This window comes from Amycolatopsis sp. 505, assembly GCF_031625235.1.
In the GTDB taxonomy this organism is placed as follows: domain Bacteria; phylum Actinomycetota; class Actinomycetes; order Mycobacteriales; family Pseudonocardiaceae; genus Amycolatopsis.
In genome coordinates this window covers 327,041-345,891 of sequence record NZ_JACKQP010000007.1, presented here as the reverse complement: position 1 = coordinate 345,891, position 18,851 = coordinate 327,041, and the positions used below count along the sequence as shown (strand labels likewise).

Sequence of the window (18,851 nt, the reverse complement as noted above, 5' to 3'; positions counted from 1 at the left end):
CGACAGGAGAACCGATGCGCACCCACGCCGTCGTCGACAGCCCCTGCGGCCCGTTGACGCTGGTCGCCGAGGGCGCCGCGCTCTGCGGCCTCTACATGGTCGACCAGCGTCACCGCCCGGACGAGCTGACCTTCGGCGCCCACGACCCCGGCGCCGGGATCTTCGACCGCGCCGAAACCGAGCTGAAGGAGTACTTCGCCGGGCAGCGCCACGAGTTCGAAGTCCCGCTGACGTTCGTGGGCACGCCGTTCCAGCAGTCGGTCTGGGCCCAGCTGCGCAAGATCCCGTACGGCACGACGATCTCCTACGGCCAGTTGGCCGACCGGCTCGGCAAGCCGGCGGCCTCGCGGGCGGTCGGGCTGGCCAACGGCAAGAACCCGATCGGCATCATCGTCCCGTGCCACCGGGTGGTCGGCTCCACCGGCTCGCTCACCGGCTACGGCGGCGGCCTCGAGCGCAAGCGGTACCTGCTGGACTTCGAACAGGGCGCGCTCTTCTGAGGCTCGGCCGCGAACCGGTGGGGCTTTGAGGCGAACGGCGCCGGGCGGCCGGCGGCGTCGCGGGCCGTGCCCCGAAGCCCGGCGGCGGGGTGCGGAGGTTCGGCGGAGGGCGCGTGGGAGATCCTGCGGCCGGGAGGTTCGGCGGGCGGGTGCGGAAAGTTCGCGCACACCGCCGCGATCGCCTCCGGCGCCGAGGTCCGCCTCCAGGTCCAGCGGCGGGGGCGCTCGGCGATTCGTCGGCGGGTGCGGAAGTCGTGCGGCGGCGGGGGCGCTCGGCGATCCGTCGGCGGGTGCGGAAGTCCTGCGGCCGCGTCGACGCTCGGCGATCCGGTGCGGTGCGGTGCGCGGAATCGATGCCTGGGCGATCGAGCCCGGCCCAGCCCGCTGCCGGGCCGAGTGTGGCCACCCTTTCGTGGAGCGATCCCAACCCTTGGGAGCCGGCGTCCACGGGCGTGTGAGATGGGCTGCATCCGCGGCGGGGCGGGGCGGCGCCGCGGGGTGCGGGATGGAAGGATTCCGCATCGTGAAGACCTTCGATGAGCTGTTCGCGGAGCTTGCCGAGCGCGCGCGTACCCGTCCCGACGGGTCCGGCACCGTCGTCGCCCTCGATGCCGGGGTGCACGCCCAGGGCAAGAAGGTGCTCGAGGAAGCCGGCGAGGTGTGGATCGCCGCCGAGCACGAGTCCGACGAGCGGCTCGCCGAGGAGATCTCGCAGCTGCTGTACCGGGTGCAGGTGCTGATGCTCGGCCGCGGGCTGTCGACCGAGGACGTCTACCGCTACCTGTGACGGGTGGTCCCCGAAGAACCCGAAGAACGAGGAGAAGAGCGAAATGCTGCGTGTTGCCGTGCCGAACAAGGGAGCCCTCGCCGCCGCGGCGACGGAGATGCTCGGCGAGGCGGGCTACCGCAAGCGGCATGAGCAGCGCGACCTGACCGTGCTCGACCCGGTCAACGAGGTCGAGTTCTTCTTCCTGCGCCCCAAGGACATCGCCATCTACGTCGGCTCCGGCGAGCTCGACCTCGGCATCACCGGCCGCGACCTCGCGCTCGACTCCGGCGCCCCGGTCGAGGAGATCCAGGCGCTGGGCTTCGGCGGTTCGACGTTCCGCTACGCGGCCCCGGCCGGCCGCGAGTGGAAGCCGGCGGACCTGCACGGCAAGCGGCTGGCGACGTCCTACCCGCGGCTGGTCCGCGACGACCTCGCCCGCCACGGTGTCGAGGCCGAGGTGATCCGCCTCGACGGCGCCGTCGAGATCTCGATCCAGCTCGGCGTGGCGGACGCGATCGCGGACGTCGTCGAGTCGGGGCGCTCGCTGCGGCAGAACAACCTGGTGGCCTTCGGCGACCCGATCTGCGTCTCGGAAGCGGTGCTGCTGCAGCGCCGGGGCACCGGGGAGAGCAAGGCGAAGTCGCAGCTGGCCGCGCGCCTGCGCGGGGTCGTGTTCGCGCAGCAGTACATGATGCTCGACTACGACTGCCCGCGGACGCTGGTCGAGCGCGCGATCGCGATCACGCCGGGCCTGGAGTCGCCGACGGTGGCGCCGCTGGCCGACGACGACTGGGTGGCCGTGCGCGCGATGGTGTCGCGCAAGAAGGTCAACCTGATCATGGACGAGCTGGCCGAGGTCGGCGCGAAGGCGATCCTGGCCTCCGACATCCGCTCCTGCCGCCTCTGACCCCGGTCGCCCGCTGCCGCGAATGACCCATTCGGGACCTCCGACGTCCCGAATGAGTCATTCGCGACCTTCTCGGCCGGGGAACTCTCAGCGGGGGCGGTTGGGTTTCTTGGGCAGCAGGTCGTAGAGGCCCTTGCGGGCGCCGTTGTCGTTGACGTTGCGGGCCACCGCGACCTCGGAGATGAAGTCCTCGAAGACGAACTCCTCGTCGGCCGGGACCACCGCGGGAGCCTGGTTCTGCTCCAGGTAGCCGTCCAGGGTCTCCGCGATCTCGCGGAAGGACAGCGCCTGCAACGTCTCCGGTGCGTACGTCGTCACCGGGACGCCGTGCGCGGCCGCCTCGTTCATCACCACACCCAGCGGCAGGTGCGACAGCATCGGGATGCCGAAGTCGTACATCTCCTGCAGCGCCGCGGCCGCGTAGTGCGAGATCGGCCGCCGGTACAGGCTCGGCACCAGGCCGAACCAGGACAGCGGCTGCCGCCCGACGGTCTGCTCGACGTAGCGGACCTGGTCGGCCAGCAGCCGCAGCGCGCGGATGCTCGTCTTGTCCGGCTGGACCGGCACCAGGATGCCGTGCGAGGCCGCCAGCGCGTTGTTCGTCAGCACGTCCAGCGCCGGCGGGCAGTCGATGACGCAGTGGTCGTAGTTGGCGAACTGGATGACCCGCGCGAGCTGCCAGCCGGGGACGCGGAACGAGTCGAGCCGCCGGATCAGGTCGAACATCCCCGGCGACGTCGGCACGACGTCGAGCGCGCCGCCGCGGCCGAGGTTGCTGCGCGGGTGCGGCACGACGAGTTCCTCGATCGGGCCCTTCCACGTCTTGGCCAGCGCCTTCGCCAGGCTCGGCTGGTCCGCGGCCACCTCGGACAGCCCGAGCATCTCGGTCGTCGCGTGGCCCTGCGGGTCGAGGTCGACCAGGAGCACCCGGCGGCCCCGCTCGGCCAGTGCGGCCGCGGTGCCGACGCTCAGAGAGGTCTTCCCGACCCCGCCTTTCTGGTTGACCACCGAGGTGATCTGCATGCCGGAGCGCTCCTCAAGTCGGTCGTTCCGCGAAGGTTATTGGATGCGGGCCCGTTGTGGGTGGCTATCCGCCCCCGGCCTGTCGCGGACGGACCATCAGCGCCTGTGCGCCGGTGGCCACCGGGCCGCCTTCGTCGTGCAGGATGCTCGTCGCCGTGCCGATGCCGTGGTGGCCGACCAGCGTCACCGCGTCGAGGCCGATCCACTCGCCGGACGGCGGCCGCCGCAGGTGCACGGTGAATTCCGAGTTGATGAACCACCACTTCCGCGGGTCGAGGTAGTTGGACACGCCGCTGCCGGAGTCGGCGATGGCGAACAGCCGCTGCAGGCCGCTCGGCTCCTCGCCGTCGACCAGCGGGACGCGCTGGCGCGCCCACACGGCCGCCGGGCCCGGGACGTCCATGCCGCCCCGCACCGCGCGCCATTCGACGGCGTCGAGGTAGCCGCCCTGCCAGCCCTCCGGCCACGGCGACTCCGCGACGCTGCCGGGCACGGGCAGCCGCGGGCCCGCGTCGGTGGCGACCTCCGCGGTGTCGGACGTCGCGATGCGCCACGCCGAGGCCCTCGCCACGACCCGTTGGGCGCTCGCCAGTTCGGCTTGCAGCAGTTCGACCGATCGGCCGGGCCGCTCGATCCGGGCCCGCACGGTGAGTTCGGCGACCGGCGCCGGGCCGAGGATCTCGACGGTCACCCGCGCGAGTTCCGCCGGGTGCGCGGATTCGACGTTTTCGAGGGCGCGGACGAGCAACGCCGACGGCGGGCCGAAGTGCTGGGCGTCCGGCGTCCACGGGCCGGCCGTGTGCCCGGTCGCGGAGAACCGGCCGTCGCCGAGCGGGGCGTAGAAGGCGTCGGCCATCAGTCGGCCCGGTCCAGGGGCGTCTCGTCGCCCGCGTCGGGTTCCGGCCAGCCGGGGTATTCGGGTGGGGTGCCGCCGTATTCGGGGCAGTGCGCCTGGTGGTCGCACCAATTGCACAGCTTGCTCTTGTTCGCCCGGAAGTCGCCGGTCTTGCCCGCCTTGAGGATGGCCTGCCAGATGGCTTCGAGGGTGCGCTCGAAGCGCAGGAGCTCGGCTTCGTCGGGCGTGTAGGCGAGCGATTGGCCGTCGGTGAGGTACATGAGCTTCAGCTGGCGCGGGACGATCCCGCGCAGCCGCCACAGCACCACGGCGTAGAACTTCATCTGGAACATCGCCTTGGCCTCGCCGATCTCGCGTGGCGCGGCCCCGGTCTTGTAGTCGACGACCCGGATCTCGCCGGTGGGCGCGACGTCGAGCCGGTCGATGTAGCCGCGCAGCAGGACGCCGGACCCGAGTTCGATCTCGACGTGCAGCTCGCAGGCCTCCGGTTCGAGCCGTCGCGGGTCTTCGAGCTCGAAGTAGGCGTCAAGGAGCTTTTCGGCCGACTGCAGCCATTCCGCGTGTTCTTCGGGTTTTTCGCCGTCGAACAGCTCGGTCCACTCCGGACGGTCCGCGGACAGGTCCGTCCACGCCGGGCCGAGGAGCTCGCGGGCCTGGGCGGGGACGCGCTCGGCGGCCGGGAGGGCGAACAGCCGCTCCAGGACGGAGTGGACGAGCGTGCCGCGCAGCTGGGCCTTGGTCGGGACCTCCGGCAGCCGGTCGACCGCGCGGAACCGGTAGAGCAGCGGGCACTGCTTGAAGTCGCTGGCCCTCGACGGCGACAGCGCGGGCCGCCGCCGCACCTCGGTGGCGACGGCGGAGGCTGGGGTGTCGGTGGTGACAGTGTCGGCGTCGGGCATGGGCAGAGCGTAACGCCGGGGTCCGACAGTTCCGGCGACCGCAACGCCCGGCACCCCCGTATCCGGCCGGACGACACGCGTACCCCGGCGGACGACACGCGTACCGGAACGGACGACACGGCGGCGGCGGTCGTGTCGTCCGCCCGGGTACGCGTGTCGTCCCGCTGAGTACGCGTGTCGTCCCGCGGGGTACGCCGGGGCACACCGGTGGGGCCGGATCACCCGGTACCCACACCCGGGGCTCTAGGCTCTCCGCATGGCCGCGACCAGTGAACAGGGCACCGGGGGCACCCGGCAGGCCGTCCTCTCGGACGGTGGCCTCGTGCTGTTCCGGGTCGCCGGGGTGCCGGTGCTGCTCGCGCCCTCCTGGTGGGTCGGCTCGCTGATCGTCGTCGTGCTGTACGCGCCGCTGGTCGGGCGGCTGCTCCCGGAGGCCTCGACCACGACGTCGTGGCTGCTGGCCGGGGCCTTCGCGCTGCTGCTGGGCCTGTCCGTGCTCGCCCACGAACTCGGGCACTGCCTGGTCGCGCTGCGGCTGGGGATCCCGGTGCGGCGGCTGCGCCTGTTCCTGCTCGGCGGCCTGTCCGAAGTGGCCCGCACGCCCAAGCGCCCCGGCGACGAAGGCCTGGTCGCCGCGGCCGGGCCCGCGGTGTCGCTGCTGCTCGGCGGCTTCTGCGGCCTGCTGATGTTCGCCGTCCCGCCGGACGGTGCGGTCTGGCTCCTGGTCGCCGAATGCGCGGTGGCCAACCTCGCCGTCGGCGTGTTCAACCTGCTGCCCGGGCTGCCGCTGGACGGCGGCCGGCTGGTCCGCGCCGGGGTCTGGGCGGCCACCGGGATCCGCGCCAAGGGCACCCGCGCCGCGGTCGCCGGCGGCGCGGTCGTGGCCGCGGGACTGCTGGTCTGGGCCCTGTGGGGCCTGGCGACCGCGAGCCCGGACCGCTGGCTGCGGCTGGGCGTCTGCGTCGTGACGGCGTGGTTCGTGATCCTCGGCGCGCGCTCGGAGCTGGCCGCCGAAGCGCGCCGAAGCTGGCCGGAGGGCCTGAGCCTCGGCGAACTGGTCCGGCCGGTGCTGCAGCTGCCCGCCGAGAGCCCGGTTTCGGATGCGCTGGCCGCGTCGGCCGGCCGGGGCGTGGTCCTGGTCCGCGCCGACGGCGTGGCGGCCGGGCTCCTGGACGTCGGCGAGGCGGAGCGGCTCGCGAGCGCCACCCCGCACGCCCCGGCCGAGTTCGCGGCCGAGCCGATCCGGGCCGAGACGGTGCTGCTGGCGTCGGAGCCGGGGGAGGACGTCGTCGAGCGAGTCCGCGAAACGGCGGCGTGGCAGTTCCTCGTCGTCGACGACGAGGGCCGCCCGGCAGGCGTGCTGCGCCGGGACGACCTGCGGGCCGCTCTCAACCGCCGTACCCGCTGAGCCCGGCGCCCGCGCGGCCTGCGAAGATCTGGCGTCGGCCAAACGGGTTACAGGAGGAAGTGTTGTCGGTCAGCGGACCGTTTCGCGCGGGTGATCGGGTGCAGTTGACCGACTCGAAGGGGCGGCACTACACCCTGACGCTGGCCGCCGGTGGTGAGTACCACACCCACCGCGGTGCCCTGGCCCACGACGACCTGATCGGCCGCCCCGAGGGCTCGGTGGTGACGTCCGCGGGCGGGTCGACCTACCTCGCGCTGCGCCCGCTGCTGCCGGACTACGTCCTCTCGATGCCCCGCGGCGCGCAGGTGATCTACCCGAAGGACGCGGCGCAGATCGTGATGTGGGGCGACATCTTCCCCGGCGCGCGCGTGCTCGAGGCGGGCGCCGGGTCCGGCGCGTTGACGTGCTCGCTGCTGCGCGCGGTCGGCCCGGCCGGTCACGTGCACTCCTACGAGATCCGCGACGACCACGCCGAACACGCCGAGCGCAACGTGGTGAAGTTCTTCGGCGAGAAGCCGGCCAACTGGTCGCTCACGGTCGCCGACCTGGCCTCGCATGAGGGCGAGGTCGACCGGGTCGTGCTGGACATGCTGGCGCCGTGGGACCAGCTGCCGAACGTGGCCGCCCACCTGGTGCCGGGCGGCGTGCTGACGGTCTACGTGGCGACGGTGACGCAGCTCTCGCGCGTCACGGAGTCGCTGCGGGAGCAGCAGTGCTGGACCGAGCCCGAGTCGTGGGAGACGCTGATGCGCCCGTGGCACGTGGTGGGCCTGGCGGTCCGCCCGGACCACCGGATGGTGGCGCACACGGCGTTCCTGCTCACCGCGCGGCGGCTGGCGGACGGGACCGTGTCCCCGCGGGTGTCCCGCCGGCCGTCCAAGGGCAAAGGCTGAGGGAGTGCCGCCGCGCCGGAAGGCCGGCTTCGCGGTGGCGGCGGTCGTCGTCGCCGTCCTGGTCGTGCTGTGCGTGGGTTTTGCGCCGTCGTGGCTGGTCGGCCACGCACCCGGGCTCGGCGCGGCGGACCGGCTGAAGGCCGTGAACGACGTCCGCGCCACGTTGCTGCAGGAGCTCGGCGGCCTCCTGGCGCTGGCCGGCGTCGGGCTCGGCGCCGTCCTCACGTCCCGGCAGCTGCTGCTCAACCGCGAAAGCCGGTCGATCGACCTGTTCACCAAGGCGATCGACCAGCTCGGCGGGGAGCAGGAGCCGACCCGGCAGGGCGCCGTCTACGCGCTGGAACAGCTGGCGGAGCTCGATCCCCGCTACCGCGGGCACGTCCACGCGCTGCTCACCTCGTTCGTCGGCACCCGGGCACCGTGGCGGGGCGAAACGACGCCGCGTCGTGAAGGCGGCACGGCCAACGACGTGGCGGCCGCGATCGCGGCACTGGGCCGTGGCGGGATGATCGAACCGGACGCGCCGTCCGAGCTGGAACGCGTCGATCTCCGGGGCGCCGATCCGACCGGCCTGGCGATCCCGCGGGTGTGTTTCGCGGGTCGAACCTCGAGGTCGCGATGCTGCGGAACGCGAACTTGACCGGCGCGACGCTGTCGGGCGCGCTCCTGCGGGGCGCGGATCTGCGCGGGGCGGACCTGACCGCGGCGGTCCTGGAGGCCACGGACCTGACCGGCGTCCGCACGGACGCGGCCACGCGCTGGCCCGAGGGGTTCACCCCGCCCGGCTAGCCCGGTACGCACCAGCGGCCGTTCTCCTTGTGCAGCGGGAAGGGCGTGTCCTTGATCCCGCCCGCGGCTTCGACGTGCACCTTCGCCGTCGCCGACTCGCCGCGCAGCTCGGGGGGTGCCAGCAGCTTCACCGTGACCGGACCGGCCGCGTCCCACATCCGCTGGAGGCCGGCCAGGGCCTCCGCGGTCTGCGGGCGGCAGGTGAGCTTCCCGAACGCCGCCGAGTCGTGGCGGGCGATCGCGTCCACGATCGACTGGGCCAGCACGGCCACCGCGGCCGTGTCGGCCTCGTCCGGGGCCGGGGACAGCGTCGGGCGGGCCGGGGGTGACGGCGTCGCCGTGGCCGGGGGCGGGGAGCCGGCCGGGGCGACCAGCAGCAGGCCCAGCACCACGCCCGCGCCGGCCACGCCGAGCAGGACCAGCCCGGCGGCGAGCGGGCGGTTCACCGCCGCCGGGTGCTCACGAGCCGTCCGCCCGGACGTTGGACAGGCACCAGAGCCCGGATTCCTTCTGCGCGGACATCGTGCCGACCTTGGTCTTGCTGCCGTCGGTGGCGGAGTAGCGGACGGTGGCCTTGTCGCCGGTCTCCTCCGGCGTGCCGGTCAGCTTCACCGTGACCTTCGGGATGTCGCCCGTGGTGCCCTCGTAGACGCTGCGGCAGATGGTGTCGCCGAGCGCGTCCTCGTCGCTGGCGTTGTAGGCCGAGATGGTCGAGTCGAACAGCTCCTGGGCGCTGGCCTTGCCGCCGGGTGCGGGGCCGCCCGCGGGCTTGCTCTTCGACGTCGGGCTGGTCGGCGACGTGCTCTTGGGCTTCGGGGTGGACGCCTTCGGCGCCGTCGAGGGCGCGGTCGGCGCCGCCGAGCTGCTGCTCGCGGGCGGTGCGGCGGTCTGCTCGTCGTCGCGGTTCATCAGGACCACCGCGGTCACGCCGCCGCCGACGAGCACCACCGCGGCCACCGCGATGCCGACGATCAGGCCGGTCTTCTTCTTCGGGGGCGGGGGCGCTTCGCCGAAGCCGCCGTAGGAGTCGTAGCCGCCGAAGGACTGGGGCGGCTGGCCCCACTGGTCCTGCTGGCCGTACTGGGGGTGGCCCTGCTGGGGCTGAGGGCCCGTCTGGGGCGGGTAACCGCCCTGCCCGTACTGCTGGGTGCCGTCGTACCCACCCTGGCCGTACTGCTGCGTGCTGTCGTACCCGCCCTGGCCGTACTGCTGGCCGCCGTCGTACCCGCCGGGCTGCCCGTACTGCTGCGTGCCGTCGTACGGGCCGGGTTGGCCGAACTGCTGGGTCCCGCCGTAACCGGGCTGGGGCTGGGGGCCGCTCTGGGGGTAACCGCCCTGCTGGGGCTGGCCGTACGGCCCGGGCTGCTGCCCGTAGCCGCCGGGCTGCTGGCCGTAGCCGCCCGGTTGCTGCGGCGGGTAGGTCATGAGTGGTGCCCCCTAGCGTTCCTCCGGTGGCGCCCGGCCGTCCGGGCCGGTACAGCGTCGCCCGATGCTAGCCACCGGGCCGGGCCGCCGCGCGGTTAGGGCGGAACTGGCCGGAATTGCCCGGATCCCGGGGGAGGGTTGGCGGCGTCACAGGCGGGGTACTTCGAGCCTGCTTGCTTCGTCCCGGCCCGGACGGACCCGCGACACACCGGCGCCACGGCACCGAAATGGCCGCTTGCGCTGCGGGAATGTCCGTGCTGGAGGGGGCCGGCAAACCGCGACGCGCCGATCTTGTGATCCGGAAAGGCCTTTTCTTGTCGGTGATCGCCGGTACCGTGGAATGAAAAGCACTCCGAGGAGGTGCCCGATGCATCATGACCTTCCCGGAGGTCGGCGCGAGGAGGCCGACCCTTCAGCAACATCCGGAGCTGGGACGACGGCGGACGAGCAGGCTCGGCAGATCCGTTTTCTCGAGGAAGAAGTGGCGCTGCTGCGCCGCAAACTGACGGACTCGCCACGGCAGAACCGGGTTCTCGAACAGCGGCTCGCCGAGGCCTCGGAAAGGGTGAGCCAGCTCACCGAACGCAACACCAAACTGGTCGAAACCCTGCGCGAAGCGCGAGGACAGCTCCTCGCTCTCCGTGAAGAGGTCGACAGGCTGGCCCAGCCACCCTCCGGCTACGGCGTCTTCGTCGAGGCCTACGAGGACAACACGGTGGACGTCTTCACGGCCGGCCGGAAGATGCGGGTGTCGGTTTCGCCCGCGGTCGAGATCTCGTCCCTGCGCCGCGGCCAGGCGCTGCGGCTCAACGAGGCGCTCACCGTGGTCGAGGGCGGCGGGTTCGAACGCACCGGTGAGGTGTGCGCGCTGCGTGAGGTGCTGGCCCCGGACGTCGAGGGCGGCAGCCCCCGCGCCCTGGTGGTCGGGCACGCGGACGAAGAGCGGGTGGTCCTGCTCTCCGACCTGCTGGCCGAGCAGCCGCTCAAGCCGGGCGACTCGCTGCTGGTCGACTCCAAGGCCGGCTACGCGTACGAGCGCGTGCCGAAGGCGGAGGTCGAGGACCTGGTGCTGGAGGAGGTGCCCGACGTCCGCTACGAGGACATCGGTGGCCTCACCCGGCAGATCGAGCAGATCAGGGACGCGGTCGAGCTGCCGTTCCTGCACGCCGACCTGTACCAGGAGTACCAGCTGCGGCCGCCCAAGGGCGTCCTGCTCTACGGCCCGCCGGGCTGCGGCAAGACGCTCATCGCCAAGGCGGTGGCGAACTCGCTGGCCAAGAAGGTGGCCGAAGCGCGGGGCGACGCGGCGGACGGGAAGTCCTACTTCCTGAACATCAAGGGTCCCGAGCTGCTGAACAAGTTCGTCGGGGAGACCGAGCGGCACATCCGCCTGATCTTCCAGCGGGCGCGGGAGAAGGCCTCCGAGGGCACCCCGGTGATCGTGTTCTTCGACGAGATGGACTCGATCTTCCGGACCCGTGGTTCGGGCGTGTCGTCCGACGTGGAGACCACGATCGTGCCGCAGCTGCTGTCGGAGATCGACGGTGTCGAAGGCCTGGAGAACGTCATCGTCATCGGCGCCTCCAACCGCGAGGACATGATCGACCCGGCGATCCTGCGGCCGGGCCGGCTCGACGTCAAGATCAAGATCGAGCGTCCGGACGCCGAAGGCGCGAAGGACATCTTCTCCAAGTACCTGGCCGAAGGCCTGCCGATCCACGCGGACGACCTCGCCGAGTTCGGCGGCGACGCCAAGGCGACGTTCGACGCGATGATCCAGCACACGGTCGAGCGGATGTACGAGGAGAGCGACGAGAACCGGTTCCTCGAGGTGACCTACGCCAACGGGGACAAGGAAGTCCTGTACTTCCGCGACTTCAACTCGGGCGCGATGATCCAGAACATCGTGGACCGGGCGAAGAAGTCGGCGATCAAGTCGGTGCTCGAGACGAAGCAGCCGGGTCTGCGCGTGCAGCACCTGCTCGACGCGATCGTCGACGAGTTCGCGGAGAACGAGGACCTCCCGAACACCACCAACCCGGACGACTGGGCCCGGATCTCCGGCAAGAAGGGCGAGCGGATCGTCTACATCCGCACGCTCGTCACCGGCAAGAACCAGGACTCGGGGCGGGCGATCGACACCGCCACGAACACCGGTCAGTACCTGTAGTTCCGGCGCTCGGTGGGGCGGCTCGCTTCGGCGGCCGCCCCATCGGCGTGTCTAACGGCGGACGAGCTCGGGCTCGCCCTTGCGCAGCCGGAGCCGCCCGTGGGCCGCGAGGATCCCCAGCACCACGAGCAGCGCCCCAGCCGGCTGGTTCCAGCTCACCGGCTCACCCAGCACGAGCACCCCGAGCAGCACGCCCACCACCGGCGTCAGGTACGTCACCGCGGAGGCGTTGGCCGCGCCCCAGGCCGCGATGATCCGGGTGTTCCAGGCGTAGGCGATGCCCGTGCCGAACACGCCGAGCGCGATCATGCTCGCCACCACCGGCAGGTTCAGGTGCACCGGTGTCGCCGCGATCGCCGGGGTCAGCAGGCCCAGGATCACCGTCGCCGACGCCGTCTGCCCGAACGCGACGACCACCGGGTCCGTCCCACGAGGTGAGACAAACCGGCGCAGGTACACGAAACACGCGCCGTAGCACGTCGTTGCGCCGAGGCAGGCGAGCTGGGCGGTCAGCTGGTGGGACACGTCGATGCCGTGCCACACGCCGACGATCGTGAGCACGCCCAGGAAGCCCAGTAACAGGCCGAGCACCCGCGGCGGCGTGAACCGCTCCTCGGGCAGCGCCGCGGCCGCCAGCAGCATCGTGATCAGCGGCGTCGTCGCGTTGAAGATGCTGGCCAAACCCGACGAAATGTACTGCTCCGCCCACGAGAACAGCAGGAACGGCACCACGCACAGCAACACCGACACGGCCGCGAGGTGCCCCCACAGCACCGGATCACGGGGCAGCGGCCGCCGGCGCACCAGCAGGATCCCGCCCAGCGCCAAGGCGCCCAGCGCGACGCGGGCGAGCGCGACCTGACCGGGGGAGAGCCCACCGAGGCCCACCTTGATGAACAGGAAACTCGCACCCCACACGATCGCCAGCAGCGCGAACCGCACCGTGACCCCGAACTCCGCCCGTCGCATGGCCGCAGTCAAACCGCCGGACCCACGCGAAGCCAGTGGTTTTCCGACGCCGCGTTGTGTATAACGTTCTATACCATGGGGCAGGAATGGCAGGCAGCGGTCGAGTACGTGGAAACCCGCGCCGGCGGGCCGCCGCTGCCGGAGGGGCTCGACGTCACGATCCACTTCCACCCGGACCGGCTGGTGGGGGAGGTGCCGCTGCTGCGGCACTGGCTGGCCGACGGGGTCTACCGCTCGCAGTTCGAGACGGGGACGAGCAACGGCGGCCTGACCGCGCACCCCGGCGGGGCCCGGTGGCACTGGGAACACCGGATGTTCGGCGGTGTCTACGACGGGCTGCCGCCGTCGGAGCGCCCGAAGTACGGTTCGCTCGACCACCGCCGCCGTCCGGCGGGCGGCTCGGTCCGGTTCGGGTCGGCGCACTTCCGGCTCGAGCGCGAAGTGCTGGACCGCACGACGTTCTGCTACCCGGACAGCTTCCACGAGCCGGTGCACTTCGGCACCCGCGCCCGCTTCCCGCTGCTCCCGCTCGTCGAAGCGGACACCCCCGACGAACTCGACGACTACATCGAAGCCCACGTCCACGGCCCGCTCCGGCTGCCGGACGACGTCGCGGCCCTGGTGCTCGACCCGTCGTTCCGCGGCACCGACGTCGAAGCCGCGGCCGCGGCGTTTCCGTTCCCCACCCGCTGGCACCACGGGTTCCGGCTCGCCGTGACGACCCTCGCCGAGCACGCGGACTACCGCGGCGCGGACGTCGTGCGGGCCGGCGAAGACATCGCCGAAGACGGGTGGCTGGACGCCCGCGTCATCGGCGACGCCGTCCGCGCCGGCCGGCACGATCACCAGGTGCTCAAGCGCGTGTGGCACTGCACCGCGCGGTTCGGGCTACGCGGGTAGCAGCGCCTCGGTCAGCCGCCGCCAGTGCGGCATCGCCGAAGTACCCGGTTCGACGCCGATGACCTGGACGCCGACGTGGTCGGCGCCCGCGTCGAGGTGCTGCTGCAGCTTCGCGGTGATGGTCTCGAGGTCGCCCCAGAACACGAGGTCGTCGACGAGCCGGTCGCTGCCGCCGTCGATGTCTTGTCCGGTGTAGCCGAGCCGGAGGAACTTCGCGATGTTGTACGGCGTGGTGAGGTACGGGTGCAGGTGCTTGCGGGCGATCTCGCGCGCCTTGGCCGCGTCCGTCTCGAACAACACGGCGTGCTCGACACCGAGGAACGGTTCCGCGCCGAGGATCTCGCGCGCCTGGGCCGTGTGTTCCGGGGTGACGTGGTATGTGTGCGCGCCCGCCGAGCGGTCGCGGGCCAGCTCCAGCATCTTCGGGCCGTACGCGGCGAGGATCCGGCGCATCGGCGCGCGTGGGGCGGGGTTGACCTTCGGGTCGATGTCCAGGGCGTCGAGGTAGTCGTTCATCGCCCGAAGCGGCTTCGCGCCGGGCTTTCCGGCGCCGAAACCCAGGCCCAGCAGGTGGCGGCCGGGGTAGGCATCGGCCAGCAGCAGGGCCGCGCCGCGGGTCCACTGCGCCTCGCGGGACCAGATCTGCGCGATGCCGTTGACGACGGTGAGGCGTTCGGTGGCGGCGAGGAGGAACCCGGCGTGCGTGAGGGCCTCCCGGCCCTGGCTTTCCGGGATCCAGATCGCCGGCCAGCCGAGTTCTTCCAGCTCCCGCACCGAATCCCGGATCAGGCCGGCCGGCTGGTCCTCGAAGTCGAACGTCCAGATCCCGTAGCGGCCGAGCCGCATGTTCTCGATCATACCCATAAATCGAAGTATCGCAGATTTTCGATATGAAGCAATGCGCGGGCCGGCGGACCGAGGGGAGGAGCAGGTCAGAGGATGTCGCCGAGAGTGGCGACGAGCTCGGCGATCCGGGCTTCGTCCCGCTTGTAGTGCGTCCACTTGCCGACGCGCGTCGCCCGCACCAGCCCGGCACGCTGCAGCTCGGCCATGTACGCCGAGACGGTCGACTGCGCGAGCCCGGTCTTCTCCTGGATGTGCGTCACGCACACACCGACCTCGACCGGATCGGCGATGGCCCGCTCCACCGCGAAGTGCCGCACCGGCTCCCGCAGCCACCGCAGCACCTGCAACCGCACCGGGTTCGCGAGCGCCTTGAACACGTCGAGCAGCTGCTCGACATCGGCTTCGGGTTCGGTGTGCGCAGTCATGGGCCTCGAGATCAGCATAACCGCCCCCGGCGTGTACTCCCCGGCGCCGCGCGTATAACGACCTATACTCACGGGCGTGACCGAAGAATCCCGGCCTCGCGCACCCATCACCGAAGCCGACGTCCTGGCCTGGCTGGAGACGACGGCGGCCGCCGTCGAAGCGGGAGAGGTGAGTGCCCAGGAACTCATCGACATGCTCGGCGAACTGCGCCGGGCGTCCGCGGCCTGCGCCGACGCCTCGGACTGGCTGCTGCTCGCGGCCCGCGAAGGCGGCGCCAGCCTCCGCCAGATCGCGCCCGTCTTCGGCAAGGGCTACGTCCGGGCCCCCGCCGCGCGCCTCGAGAAGCTGCACCGCCAAGCGCAGACCGCGGGGCAGTGGCTCGCCATCCTGCGGCACAAGCAGACCGCATGAGTACGCGCATCGCCCTCGGACTGGCGGCGCTGGGCCGTCCCGCGTACATCAACCTGGGCAGCGAAGGGGCGCTGCCGGCGGTGCGGGACGTCGCTTCGATGCGCGCGGCGACGTTCGCGGTGCTCGACGACGCCTACGCCGCGGGTATCCGGCACGTCGACGTCGCGCGCTCCTACGGGCGGTCCGAGGAGTTCCTGGCCGGCTGGCTCGCCGAGCGCGGGCACGCGGGGATCGAGGTCTCCAGCAAGTGGGGCTACGCCTACGTGGGCGAGTGGCGGCTCGACGCCGACGTGCACGAGGTGAAGGAGCATTCGGCGGCTCGGTTCGCGGCGCAGTGGGCGGAAACCCTGGCGCTGCTGGGGGATCGGGTCGGGCTCTACCAGGTGCATTCGCTCACTGTGGACAGTCCGCTGTTCACCGACGAGCCGTTGCTCGAAGCGCTCGCGGAGCTGTCCGCGAACGGGGTCGCGGTCGGGTTTTCCACGTCCGGGCCGGCCCAGGCGGCCGCGATCGAGCGGGCGTTCGCGCTGGAAGTGGCCGGACGCCCGGTGTTTTCGGCGGTGCAGTCGACGTGGAACGTCCTGGAACCGTCCGCGGGCCCGGCCCTGGCCGCGGCGCACGCGGCCGGGAAGCGGGTGCTGGTCAAGGAAACCCTGGCCAACGGCAGGCTGGCGGTCGAAGCTCCGGCCGGGGTCCGCGAGCTCGCGACCGCGCACGGGACCGGGCCGGACGCGGTCGCGGTGGCCGCGGTGCTGGCCAACGCCTGGGTGGACCGGGCGGTCCTCGGCCCGGCGAGCCCGGCGCAGCTGGCGGCGAACCTGCGGGGCGCCACGCTTTCGCTGAGCACGGAAGAGGAGGCCGTCCTCGCGGGCCTGGCGGAGAATCCGGAGCAGTACTGGCGACACCGGTCCTCCTTGGCGTGGCGGTGAGCCGCTGCACTACCCTTCGCAGGCACAAGAGCACGTTGGGAGGCCGGATCAGGTGCGTCATCGGCAGGCGATCGCGTTGGCCGCGGTCGCGTTGGTCGGCCTCACGGGCTGCGAAGGGCCGGATCCGAACAACCTCGAGACGTACTACGACGATCCGGTGACCACGTCGGCCCCGGCCCCGGCCCCCGCGGAGGCGCGGGTGAGCCAGGCGCAGGCCGCGCCGGTGAAACCGCCGGCCCCCGATCTCGGGCCGCTCGCGGAGCGGGCGCTGCTGACCGACGCCGACGTCGCGGAAGAAGGCGTGCAGCCGGGGGCCGGTGAAGCTTCGGGGTGCCTGACGGCGGCGGTGTCGGCGACCAGCCGGACGGCGTCCTGGCGCTATCCCAGCGGCTCGGTGCTGAGCCACCGCGTGGCCGCGTATCCGGAGCCGGCGGCGGCCCAGGCCGTGGCGAGCGCCGAGTGCGCGGGCCGTGAGGTCACCGTGCCCGCCCAGTCCGGGGTCGAGGTCCAGCGGGCGTGGTGCGAGGGCAAGACCTGCACGGTGTTGCTGGCGAAGGGCATGCTCGTGTCGGGGCTGACCGTCTCGGCGAGCACGGAGGCCCGGGCGGTGGACGCGGCGAAGCGCTTGCTGCCGGCGATGACGGCGAAGCTCGCGGCTCAGCCGTAACGGCGGAACCATTCCTGGACGCCTTCGCGGCCGTCGGGGATGAAGGGCAGCTCGGGGGCCGGGTCGTCGACCCAGGCCCGCAGCTCGTCCAGGCTGATCCAGCGGCCTTCGACGATCTCTTCGGCCTGATGGCGGATCGGGCCGTCCCAGCGGACCTCGAAGGCGAAGTTGTGGCAGCGGTTGCGGCCGTCGTCGTAGACCTTGGTGAACAGGGGAACGGGTTCCACTCCCTGGACGCCGAGTTCTTCGGCGAGTTCGCGGCGGGCGCATTCGGCCGGGGTCTCGCCCGCGGCCACCACCCCACCGGCCCAGCAGTCCCAGGTCGAGGGGAACACGTCCTTACCGGGAGTGCGCAGGTGCACGTAGACCGCGGCTCCGTCACCCGAACGGACCAGCACGACGCCCGCGGCGTGCCACAACGCGCCGGCGCGGACGGCGGCGCGGGTGGTGCGGCCGACCACCGCACCGGCCTGGTCATAGAGGGCAACGAGTTCGTCACTGCCTGGCATGGGTGCATCGTTCCACTAGGACGACCCCGTAGGGTGGGGACATGCGGCGGATCATGGGAACCGAAGTCGAGTACGGCATCTCCGTGCCGGGCGACGCGACGGCGAACCCGGTACTCACCTCCACCCAGGTCGTGCTGGCGTACGCGGCGGCGGCCGACATCCCGCGCGCCCGCCGGGCGCGGTGGGACTACGAGGTGGAGAGCCCGCTGCGGGACGCGCGCGGGTTCGACCTGACCGGCCCGGGCGGCCCGGGGCACGACCCGGACGTCGAGGACCTGGGCGCGGCGAACGTCATCCTGACCAACGGGGCACGGCTGTACGTCGACCACGCGCACCCGGAGTACTCGGCGCCCGAGGTGACGAACGCGCGTGACGCGGTCATCTGGGACAAGGCGGGCGAGCGGGTGATGGAGGAGGCGGCGATGAAGGCCGCTTCCGTGCCGGGCCAGCCGCAGCTGCAGCTGTACAAGAACAACGTCGACGGCAAGGGCGCGAGCTACGGCACGCACGAGAACTACCTGATGGCGCGGTCGACGCCGTTCACCGCGGTGATCGCCGGGCTGACGCCGTTCTTCGTCTCGCGGCAGGTCGTCACCGGCTCGGGCCGGCTCGGGATCGGCCAGCAGAGTGAAGAGGCCGGGTTCCAGCTCTCCCAGCGTGCGGACTACATCGAGGTCGAGGTCGGCCTGGAGACCACGCTCAAGCGCGGGATCATCAACACCCGCGACGAGCCGCACGCGGACGCGGACAAGTACCGGCGGCTGCACGTCATCATCGGCGACGCGAACATGTCGGAGTACTCGACGTACCTCAAGGTCGGGACGACGGCGCTGGTGCTGGACCTGATCGAGTCCGGTATCCGGTTCGACGACCTGAAGCTGGACGAACCGGTCAAGGCCGTCCACCAGATCAGCCACGACCCGACGCTGAAGACGCAGGTCGCGCTGGCGAACGGCAAGAAGTACACCGGGCTGGACCTGCAGTTCGCCTACCACGAGATCGCGTCGCAGAACCTCGAGCGGACCGGCGCCGACCAGGCGTCGAAGGAGGTCCTGCGGGTCTGGGGCGAGATCCTGGACGCGCTGGCCCGCGACCCGCAGGAGTGCGCGGACCGGCTGGACTGGCCGGCCAAGCTGCGGCTGCTCGAGGGCTACCGGCAGCGCGACCAGCTGGCCTGGGGCGCGCCCCGGCTGCGGCTGGTCGACCTGCAGTATTCGGACGTGCGGCTGGCGAAGGGCCTGTACAACCGGCTCGTCACCCGCGGGTCGATGAAGCGCCTGGTCACCGAGGAGGAGGTGCTGGCCGCGGTGACGACGCCGCCGTCGGACACCCGCGCCTACTTCCGCGGCCGGGCGCTGGAGAAGTACGCGACGTCGATCGCGGCGGCTTCGTGGGATTCGGTCATCTTCGACGTGGGCAAGGAGTCGCTGGTGCGGATCCCGACCCTGGAGCCGCTGCGGGGGACGAAGGCGCACGTCGGCAAGCTGCTGGACAACGCGGCGACGGCGGAGGAGCTCGTGGAGGCGCTCACCGGTTCGGACTAGGCGGGACGCAC

The 18,851-nt window shown here is 72.0% G+C and carries 22 protein-coding genes; 13 read left to right on the top strand and 9 right to left on the bottom strand.

What is annotated here, in order from left to right; translation table 11 throughout:
- Positions 1–14: 14 nt before the first annotated feature.
- The 3 genes from H5965_RS26545 (at position 15) to hisG (ending at position 2,176) form a co-directional block, all read left to right on the top strand.
- Entirely contained in the window at positions 15–500 is a 486-nt protein-coding gene (locus H5965_RS26545; protein WP_310972960.1) for a methylated-DNA--[protein]-cysteine S-methyltransferase, read from the top strand.
- Between the two features lie 523 nt (positions 501–1,023).
- A complete protein-coding gene (locus tag H5965_RS26540; RefSeq protein WP_013226745.1) occupies positions 1,024–1,287 on the top strand; it encodes a phosphoribosyl-ATP diphosphatase in 264 nt (87 codons plus the stop codon).
- 43 nt (positions 1,288–1,330) lie between these two features.
- Positions 1,331–2,176, top strand: a complete 846-nt coding sequence (gene hisG, locus H5965_RS26535) for an ATP phosphoribosyltransferase (RefSeq protein ID WP_310972959.1) — start codon at positions 1,331–1,333, stop codon at positions 2,174–2,176.
- Between the two features lie 87 nt (positions 2,177–2,263).
- Here hisG and H5965_RS26530 read toward each other — a convergent pair whose 3' ends face one another.
- From H5965_RS26530 to H5965_RS26520, 3 genes are all read right to left on the bottom strand, one after another.
- Positions 2,264–3,199, bottom strand: coding sequence for a ParA family protein (locus H5965_RS26530; RefSeq protein ID WP_310972958.1), 936 nt, complete (start codon positions 3,197–3,199; stop codon positions 2,264–2,266).
- Positions 3,200–3,263: 64 nt separating this feature from the next.
- Positions 3,264–4,055 carry a thioesterase family protein gene (locus H5965_RS26525; RefSeq protein WP_310972957.1) on the bottom strand — a complete coding sequence of 264 codons (792 nt, stop codon included), beginning with the start codon at positions 4,053–4,055 and terminating at the stop codon, positions 3,264–3,266.
- On the bottom strand, positions 4,055–4,954 hold the full coding sequence (locus H5965_RS26520; protein ID WP_310972956.1) for a RecB family exonuclease: 900 nt from the start codon (positions 4,952–4,954) through the stop codon (positions 4,055–4,057). Before H5965_RS26520 ends, H5965_RS26525 begins: the two co-directional genes overlap by 1 nt.
- Before the next feature lie 256 nt (positions 4,955–5,210).
- On the opposite strand from H5965_RS26520, the gene H5965_RS26515 reads away from it, so the two are divergent.
- The 4 genes from H5965_RS26515 to H5965_RS26500 all read left to right on the top strand — a co-directional run bounded on the left by H5965_RS26515 (position 5,211) and on the right by H5965_RS26500 (position 8,044).
- Positions 5,211–6,362, top strand: coding sequence for a site-2 protease family protein (locus H5965_RS26515; protein WP_310972955.1), 1,152 nt, complete (start codon positions 5,211–5,213; stop codon positions 6,360–6,362).
- 62 nt (positions 6,363–6,424) lie between these two features.
- Complete coding sequence (locus H5965_RS26510) at positions 6,425–7,255, top strand: tRNA (adenine-N1)-methyltransferase (RefSeq protein ID WP_310972954.1); 831 nt, start codon at positions 6,425–6,427, stop codon at positions 7,253–7,255.
- Between the two features lie 4 nt (positions 7,256–7,259).
- Positions 7,260–7,895: a pentapeptide repeat-containing protein gene (locus H5965_RS26505; protein WP_310972953.1), complete on the top strand. Its 636-nt coding sequence runs from the start codon at positions 7,260–7,262 to the stop codon at positions 7,893–7,895.
- Positions 7,874–8,044 carry a pentapeptide repeat-containing protein gene (locus H5965_RS26500; protein ID WP_310972952.1) on the top strand — a complete coding sequence of 57 codons (171 nt, stop codon included), beginning with the start codon at positions 7,874–7,876 and terminating at the stop codon, positions 8,042–8,044. Before H5965_RS26505 ends, H5965_RS26500 begins: the two co-directional genes overlap by 22 nt.
- Here H5965_RS26500 and H5965_RS26495 read toward each other — a convergent pair.
- Both H5965_RS26495 and H5965_RS26490 read right to left on the bottom strand, forming a co-directional pair.
- On the bottom strand, positions 8,041–8,490 hold the full coding sequence (locus H5965_RS26495; protein WP_310972951.1) for a hypothetical protein: 450 nt from the start codon (positions 8,488–8,490) through the stop codon (positions 8,041–8,043). The genes H5965_RS26500 and H5965_RS26495 overlap by 4 nt on opposite strands.
- Before the next feature lie 13 nt (positions 8,491–8,503).
- On the bottom strand, positions 8,504–9,469 hold the full coding sequence (locus H5965_RS26490) for a hypothetical protein (protein ID WP_310972950.1): 966 nt from the start codon (positions 9,467–9,469) through the stop codon (positions 8,504–8,506).
- A 367-nt stretch (positions 9,470–9,836) separates the two neighbouring features.
- Here H5965_RS26490 and arc point away from each other — a divergent pair, with 367 nt between their 5' ends.
- Positions 9,837–11,639, top strand: coding sequence for a proteasome ATPase (gene arc / locus H5965_RS26485; RefSeq protein ID WP_176169477.1), 1,803 nt, complete (start codon positions 9,837–9,839; stop codon positions 11,637–11,639).
- 51 nt (positions 11,640–11,690) lie between these two features.
- Here arc and H5965_RS26480 read toward each other — a convergent pair whose 3' ends face one another.
- Entirely contained in the window at positions 11,691–12,608 is a 918-nt protein-coding gene (locus H5965_RS26480; protein WP_310972949.1) for a DMT family transporter, read from the bottom strand.
- Between the two features lie 75 nt (positions 12,609–12,683).
- Here H5965_RS26480 and H5965_RS26475 point away from each other — a divergent pair, with 75 nt between their 5' ends.
- Positions 12,684–13,508: a DUF3626 domain-containing protein gene (locus H5965_RS26475; RefSeq protein WP_310972948.1), complete on the top strand. Its 825-nt coding sequence runs from the start codon at positions 12,684–12,686 to the stop codon at positions 13,506–13,508.
- Here H5965_RS26475 and H5965_RS26470 read toward each other — a convergent pair.
- Both H5965_RS26470 and H5965_RS26465 read right to left on the bottom strand, forming a co-directional pair.
- Positions 13,497–14,372, bottom strand: coding sequence for a TIGR03620 family F420-dependent LLM class oxidoreductase (locus H5965_RS26470; RefSeq protein ID WP_396136948.1), 876 nt, complete (start codon positions 14,370–14,372; stop codon positions 13,497–13,499). The genes H5965_RS26475 and H5965_RS26470 overlap by 12 nt on opposite strands.
- A 68-nt stretch (positions 14,373–14,440) precedes the next feature.
- Positions 14,441–14,779, bottom strand: coding sequence for a metalloregulator ArsR/SmtB family transcription factor (locus tag H5965_RS26465; protein WP_310972947.1), 339 nt, complete (start codon positions 14,777–14,779; stop codon positions 14,441–14,443).
- 76 nt (positions 14,780–14,855) lie between these two features.
- On the opposite strand from H5965_RS26465, the gene H5965_RS26460 reads away from it, so the two are divergent.
- From H5965_RS26460 to H5965_RS26450, 3 genes are read left to right on the top strand one after another with little or no spacing between them, the layout of a single operon-like run.
- Entirely contained in the window at positions 14,856–15,191 is a 336-nt protein-coding gene (locus tag H5965_RS26460) for a hypothetical protein (RefSeq protein ID WP_091311461.1), read from the top strand.
- Positions 15,188–16,120: an aldo/keto reductase gene (locus tag H5965_RS26455; protein ID WP_310972946.1), complete on the top strand. Its 933-nt coding sequence runs from the start codon at positions 15,188–15,190 to the stop codon at positions 16,118–16,120. The genes H5965_RS26460 and H5965_RS26455 overlap by 4 nt, the downstream gene beginning before the upstream one ends.
- A 52-nt stretch (positions 16,121–16,172) precedes the next feature.
- A complete protein-coding gene (locus H5965_RS26450) occupies positions 16,173–16,787 on the top strand; it encodes a hypothetical protein (protein WP_310972945.1) in 615 nt (204 codons plus the stop codon).
- On the opposite strand, the gene H5965_RS26445 is transcribed toward H5965_RS26450, so the two are convergent.
- Positions 16,778–17,296: an NUDIX domain-containing protein gene (locus H5965_RS26445; RefSeq protein ID WP_310972944.1), complete on the bottom strand. Its 519-nt coding sequence runs from the start codon at positions 17,294–17,296 to the stop codon at positions 16,778–16,780. The two genes, H5965_RS26450 and H5965_RS26445, sit on opposite strands and share 10 nt — an antisense overlap.
- A 41-nt stretch (positions 17,297–17,337) precedes the next feature.
- Here H5965_RS26445 and dop point away from each other — a divergent pair, with 41 nt between their 5' ends.
- Positions 17,338–18,840: a depupylase/deamidase Dop gene (gene dop / locus H5965_RS26440; protein ID WP_310972943.1), complete on the top strand. Its 1,503-nt coding sequence runs from the start codon at positions 17,338–17,340 to the stop codon at positions 18,838–18,840.
- The last annotated feature ends 11 nt before the right edge of the window (positions 18,841–18,851 follow it).